Below are 6972 nucleotides of genomic sequence, written 5' to 3' on the forward strand. Positions count from 1 at the left end.
TGGCTACTTGGCACCTTTCAAGTATGAACAGGAACTTGCCAAGGCAGCGTAAAAAAGTGTCCGGAAAACTCTTGCCAGATCAATATGGTCAATCCACTATTAACAAAAACACCGCCCAGTAACTCAATAATACTTTTATGTCCAGCTGCTGCAGCCATCATTAGAGGCGTGACGCCCTGCTCATTTGCATGGTTAACATCCGATCCGTGGGCAAGTAAAACCTGAACAATATCGCCATGACCTTTTTGTGCCGCCAATCCTAACACAGAGTCCCGTTTATTCGTCAGATGTCTGATATCAGCTTTATAGTCAAGCAGCTTCATGACCATTTCCCTATGCCCCGCATCCACGGCCATCTGCAGCAGTGATGCACCTGCTTTAGTCGTGACAGTGATGTCCGCACCGTGGTTTAGCAAAACTTCTGCAACATTGAAACGCCCGTTCATCACGGCGGAAGCCAGTGGCGTATACCAGTCACACCCAGCCCTTGCTTTATTGACACTGGCGTTGTTGTTTAACAAAAAAGTAACGCTTTCCATATCACCATATTGTGCCGCTTGAATTAAAGCAGTCCCCATTCGCGTTGCTCTATCAATGTCAGCGCCGTACATAATCAGACGTTTAGCAATCTCCCTGTTACCACCATCCCCTATAGCCATCATTAACGGTGTAGCACCATAATCCGTCTCCTTATTCACATCAGCACCTTGAATACACAACGCCCTGACACGCTTGTCATCAGCACAGGAGACTGCAATCAAGAGTTCAGTCACACCTCTTGCATTATTTGCAAATGGGTCATGAAGCGCTCTGGTCAGTTTTTCCAACTTTTTGTCTTCATTTGCAATAAGGCTGTTAATTTCAGCCAAAGGCTTTCCAACCCCCTCCATAAAATGCTCTGGTGACATGCATCGAAACCAGCAGGTGGCAAAAACCTTCCTAAATGCTAATAGAATTTTTCCCTCTACAGCACCAAGCTGCTCTAGTAGTTCAGAGGCTATGTTATTCCGGTCAGATACCTTCATCCATACAGGTAGGTTAACATCACAACACACGGTATGATTTGCAATCAAGGCTAACCCTAACGCGTGATTACCGGTACTTAGCTCATAAACACCATCGTCCAAATCAACAAGCAAATTTTGAAGTTCTGCCTGGTCACAGCTCATTGACCACATTCTAGTGGCTGAAAGAGGAGAGATACCTTGATATGTCGCTCTCATGAGACTGATCGGGGCCATGAACTCTGAGTATTCAATAACAGTTTTATTCGAGCTTGTTGAAAAACCTGCTTCCCCGATCTCCGTGTTTGATACCTCTTGATATATCATCTCTGCCAATGGATGAAGCTCCAAATATTGGGCGATATCAGGGCGCTTCTCGAAAAATTCATCATATAATTCGCCGGCATTATCTGGACCACTATCAGGTTGTTGCTTCACCCAATCGCGATACTGTTTCCGTGCTTCATTGATGGCACCCAATATTGCACCCTGATTTTCATCAGCCGTAAATTGCTTACCACCAATAGAAAACTCATTCTTTTGAGAAAGTAGTTTCAAACTATTAAAAAACGATTTCAAGCTGGCGTGAGGGTTAACACATGCATAAATAAATGCTGCGTTTACACCACGGCAATTACCCTTATAGACATGCTGACTTGGAAGAATACAGACAAGATTAGACCCAATTGAGTTTACTGTGAAACAACTAACGTTCCCATTGATCCGCTTTTGATCCATCTCACTCCATTTATCGCTTAAAAGCTTTTTGACTTCCCTAGTCTGCATTTCAGTAAATTCAGCAATCATATTTTCCAGATCAGGAATACAACGTCTTAATTTAATTTCTAATTCCACGGGAACAGTGGCAGCTCTGCGCAAATTCCCGCATAGAGCTTGAGAACAATATTTTCTGACCAAAACCATATCATCATAACTGACCCCTTCTTTTCTGCAGGATGCGAAATTCAAATTCATAACAGTAAGCTCCTTGCCAGTAAGTAGATTGAAAGTAATCTCACATTTTATCGTGTTCAACCCATTGACTAAGCACCCAGAGCGAAGCTTTCTCAGCGCATCAGCCCACGCACTGCGGACTGTAGGCTGTAAGCTGTAAGCTGTAAGCTGTAAGCTGTAAGCTGTAAGCTGTAAGCTGTAAGCTGTAAGCTGTAAGCTGTAAGCTGTAAGCTGTAANAATATGAGATTATTTATGGCTAGGTACTTATTGCGTTGATAAAATTAGAGCTGAGAGTTTCAAGCTGTATCAAGAGTCTTTTTTCAAACCATAAATACCAAGCCCCTTGATAGTGAAGACATATAATTAACCCTATTAGTTCCATGGAAAATAAAAATCGGTTAATGCTACAAACCTTGCTGTTACAGTCTCAAAGTAGGCATATACAAAGTCCGAGAATAAATAACGTTGAACTGACACTTCGATAGACTTGATAGGTACCGCAAACAAACAGTGATACTAACAGTTCACCTCAGCCCCTGAGCGAGTATAATCGCGCACCACACTGTTCATACCACCGGTCGCGAGGATCCATGTCAGATTTTATCCGGGAAGTCGGCAAACGCCGTACCTTCGCCATCATCTCCCACCCTGATGCGGGTAAGACCACCATTACCGAAAAGCTGCTGCTGTTCGGGAACGCCATCCAGATGGCGGGCACGGTCAAGGGTCGCAAAAGTGGCCGGATGGCGACGTCTGACTGGATGAAAATGGAGCAGGAACGGGGCATCTCCATCACCACCTCCGTGATGCAGTTTCCTTATCGCGAACAGATGGTCAACCTGCTGGATACCCCCGGGCACGAAGACTTCTCTGAAGATACTTACCGGACCCTGACGGCCGTGGACTCCGTATTGATGGTGATCGACGGCGCCAAAGGTGTCGAAGACCGAACCATCAAACTGATGGATGTCTGCCGTCTTCGTGACACACCCATTTTCAGCTTTATCAACAAGATGGACCGGGAAGTCCGTGACCATATCGAGGTCATGGATGAGATCGAATCCATCCTGAAGATCCAGTGTGCGCCGATCACCTGGCCCATCGGCATGGGCAAGCGTTTTAAAGGTGTTTATAACCTTTATACCGACACCATTCATGTATTTACGCCCGGTCAAGGTCACCGCATTCCGGATGATATCCGCATCCAGGGTCTGGACTCTGCCGAAGCGCGCGATTTCCTCGGTGAAATGCACGAAGAACTGGTGGACGAAATCGAACTGGTGCGCGGGGCCAGCCACGAGTTTGACCTGGAAGAGTACCAGGCAGGCAGAATGACCCCCGTGTTCTTCGGCACCGCTTTGGCCAACTTCGGCGTCCGTGAAATGCTGGATGATTTCGTTCGTTGGGCACCAGCGCCAATCGCCCGCCAGACCGACACCCGAACGGTTGAACCGACCGACAACACGTTCACCGGCTTCGTATTCAAGATCCAGGCGAATATGGATCCGCGCCACCGCGACCGGATTGCCTTCCTGCGTATCTGTTCCGGCAAATACACCCGCAACATGAAGATGCGTCACGCCCGGATCGGCAAGGATGTGAAAATTGCTGACGCCGTAACGTTCCTGGCTGGCGACCGTTCTCACGTGGAAGAGGCACTGTCCGGTGACATCATCGGTCTGCATAACCACGGCACCATCCAGATCGGCGACACCTTCACCGAAGGCGAAATGATGCGCTTCACCGGCATTCCACACTTCGCCCCGGAACTGTTCAAGCGGGTTCGCCTGAAAGATCCGCTGAAACTGAAGCAGTTGCAAAAAGGTCTGCAGCAGTTGTCCGAAGAAGGCGCCACCCAGCTGTTTATGCCGCTGAACAACAACGACCTGATTCTCGGCGCCGTCGGTGTGCTGCAGTTTGACGTCGTGCGTCAGCGCCTGAAAGACGAATACAAGGTCGACTGCATCTACGAACCGGTGAACGTGTTCACCGCCCGCTGGGTACACTGTGATGACGCCCGCAAGCTGGAAGAGTTCCGCCGCAAGTGCAGCGAGAACTTGGCAGAAGACGGCGGCGGTTACCTGACCTACCTGGCCACCACCCGCGTCAACCTCAGCCTGACCGAGGAGCGCTGGCCGGAGATCGAATTCCGCGCGACCCGCGAGCACTGAGTTCATACCCTGTCCGCCGGAATAACCGACCATCGTTATTCCGGCACACCCCAAGAGCCATGACACACCGATGACTCCGCAGAAAACTGAAACCCTGGCCGGCCTTGAGATTGCCTGCCGTTTTCTCTACACCGCCTTCCACCGCGCACCAGAACCGGGTTTTCTCCATCCACTGGTTGCCGACCGCCTGCTGGCCCACTGGCCTGTGGAGGACAACAATTCGCACATTCAATCCGGCCTTGAAGCCATGCAGCAGTTTCTGGATGAGCATGCTGACAATCCCCTGTCATTGCTGATTCAGGATTACAACGCTCTATTCATCGGTCCGAATGCCCTGCTGGCCGCACCCTGGTCATCGGTGTACCTGACCGAAGAACAGCTTACCCTGACAGAGCCCGCCATGGCTGTTCGAGAATTCTACCGCCAGTACGGCATTGCCATTGATACCGGTGAAAACGAGCCCGACGATCATATCGGCCTGCAATTTGCGTTTATCGCCCACCTGCTCGGTGAGGCACTGCAGGCGATTGATGACGAGCAGCCGGAACAACCCTGGCTTTGCGCCACAGCAGAATTCCTGACCAACCATGTGTTGATCTGGTCCAGTCGTTTGTTTGAGTTGATCCGCCAAAATGCGACCACCGACTTCTATCGGGGACTGGCTGACCTCGCGGAAGGTTCCCTGCAGCAGCTAGCGAGCCTGACCGGTGCGGAATACCTGATCGTCAGGCTGTACCGATGAGTCAGGATGAACTCGTTTCACCCGCGCGGCGGGCGTTTTTCCGCCGCTTCGCCCCAAAAGAAGAAACCGTAGAGATACCGGAAAGCGATTACCCGCGCCCGCCCTGGGCACGGGACAACCGGGAATTCCTTGCACTTTGTGACAACTGTCATAAGTGTATTGATGCCTGCCCTGAACGCATTATTCAGACTTCAGACGAAACCCATACAGCCCTGCAGGAAAAGCCCGTATTAAATATGGAGCATGGTTATTGCACATTCTGTACAAAATGTGTCGAAGCCTGCCCGACTGGCGCGCTGGACGACCAACAGGGAACTACATCGTTACCGTTACGTCCAACCCTAACGGCCCGCTGTCAGGCCGAACTAGGCATGGCGTGCAACATATGCGAAGAAGCCTGCTCAAAAGGCGCAATAACAGCCGATGGACTATCGGCCCCTGTTATTCAAACTGACCGCTGCAATGGCTGCGGTGTCTGCGCTTTTAATTGTTTCTTCAAAGCATTAAGCATGCAACGTGTCCAGCATGGCTAAGAATAACTTTGCCTCCAAACCCATGAGATTATACCAAGAGCCACCAGCCCCCTAATTCGAGCGGACATTCAACCAATCACCATTGCTCGATGCAATATCAATACATTATCGATAAATCAATCTAACAGCACAGCAACAGGATCTGCTTACATACCTCATATCAGTACGGCTTACCATTTTGTTTTGAACTTCCAACGTAATCAAAACTCCATGGTTATTCATTCATTTCAAGCAGAAGAGATCAAGATGATTAGGCCTGCTCCCTATCAATCACCAATCATGACAAACAGGCAAAAGCCCCCTATCATTTGCACAGGAATCAGACCTTTAGGCAATAGCTTACAACCTGTTACGCCTTCCCCAGCAAAAGATAGCTCTACCGACCTCAAACAACACAGGCTGGTTAGAAGAGATATTCCATCTGAAAGTAATTCACACTATCGCTGGTCACCCAATAAGCTTCAAGTTTTCCAATTCAAGCCTCCCAAGTTATTTGGCTCACAAAGCATAAGCCTTACAGATTTCAATCGACCTCCATGCCTGATCGATTTTTCAGGCACTTTCAGGTCAGACAATGTCGATGCTTGTTATTTTTCATCTGACAGTCTGGCAGTACTGATTTTCGGCAAACATAGAGCGGCCTATGCCAAATATAACGAAACTAACGACCAATGGCATCACCTCGACACATTTGAAACCAGCCCAAGCATCACCAGATATACCGTGCCTGCTTCGGACAATATGTGGTTATCTGGAGATTCACCTTACGAAGAAGATAATGATGACCACTTCTTTGATATCAGGCGCCTCATTAACAGAGCTATTACAAGAAGTGACTGGCGATTAACCGAAACCCTACTAAAAGCAAGAGTAGACTCAAGCACCGTATTGATGGATGAGTCAGCAGGCATAAGCCCAATCCCTTTATTGATTGAAAAACATAATAATGAACTACAACAGCAAGCGCGTAATGCCAACATCATAATCGCCGAGCTACTGACTAAACACTATTTACCCTCACAAGAATTCACTTCTTTTTCTCAACAATGGACTACTGACGATCTATGTCATATTTTATGCCAAACGATAAAAAATTCAGATATAAAACTATGGCAGCAATTCTTTAGCGGTAACTATCTCCAGCTTGACCTGCAAAATATAATCAACCTGGAAAGCCTATTTAAAACTCCTCTCGAAAGGTCACTCTATTATGCAACTGTTCGTGTCGCAAACAAAGATGACCTGAAGACTGAATCAATAGCCAAACCACTTCAAGATGCATTAGTCGAAATTACCCGACAAGGGAAAAGCACACTCATCGCTACCGTTATCGACATGCTATCTCCAAGAGAGAGAGACCACGTCTTCTCAATGATAGACGAGGATCAAATGACGCTGCTTCATCATGCTACGACACACAACCATATCCATATAGTCAGAAATCTAGGGAACTTGCGAGCAAGTGACTCTAAAGAAATGCAGTCAATGACAAATCATTAATTCACTATTATCCAGCATGAAACTGACACAGTTTATTGCCATTGAAGCCAGGTTTTCCTGGCTTTCG

Annotated in this window: 5 protein-coding genes; 4 read left to right on the forward strand and 1 reads right to left on the reverse strand. The window is 48.0% G+C overall.

The features are described from left to right. Positions 1-17: 17 nt before the first annotated feature. Positions 18-1979 (reverse strand): ankyrin repeat domain-containing protein, encoded by a 1962-nt coding sequence (locus ABD892_RS07540; protein ID WP_345194852.1) that lies wholly within the window; start codon positions 1977-1979, stop codon positions 18-20. Between the two features lie 570 nt (positions 1980-2549). On the opposite strand from ABD892_RS07540, the gene ABD892_RS07545 reads away from it, so the two are divergent. The 4 genes from ABD892_RS07545 to ABD892_RS07560 all read left to right on the forward strand — a co-directional run bounded on the left by ABD892_RS07545 (position 2550) and on the right by ABD892_RS07560 (position 6905). Next, positions 2550-4130: a peptide chain release factor 3 gene (locus ABD892_RS07545; protein ID WP_345194853.1), complete on the forward strand. Its 1581-nt coding sequence runs from the start codon at positions 2550-2552 to the stop codon at positions 4128-4130. Positions 4131-4200: 70 nt separating this feature from the next. Next, the gene (locus ABD892_RS07550) at positions 4201-4872 is read left to right on the forward strand and encodes a TorD/DmsD family molecular chaperone (protein WP_345194854.1); all 672 of its coding nucleotides are present in this window, start codon (positions 4201-4203) and stop codon (positions 4870-4872) included. Continuing rightward, the gene (locus tag ABD892_RS07555) at positions 4869-5405 is read left to right on the forward strand and encodes a 4Fe-4S dicluster domain-containing protein (protein WP_345194855.1); all 537 of its coding nucleotides are present in this window, start codon (positions 4869-4871) and stop codon (positions 5403-5405) included. Before ABD892_RS07550 ends, ABD892_RS07555 begins: the two co-directional genes overlap by 4 nt. A 210-nt stretch (positions 5406-5615) precedes the next feature. Next, positions 5616-6905: a hypothetical protein gene (locus ABD892_RS07560; protein ID WP_345194856.1), complete on the forward strand. Its 1290-nt coding sequence runs from the start codon at positions 5616-5618 to the stop codon at positions 6903-6905. Positions 6906-6972: the final 67 nt, after the last annotated feature.

Origin of the sequence: Kistimonas scapharcae (genome assembly GCF_039540975.1) — a bacterium.
Lineage (GTDB): Bacteria > Pseudomonadota > Gammaproteobacteria > Pseudomonadales > Endozoicomonadaceae > Kistimonas > Kistimonas scapharcae.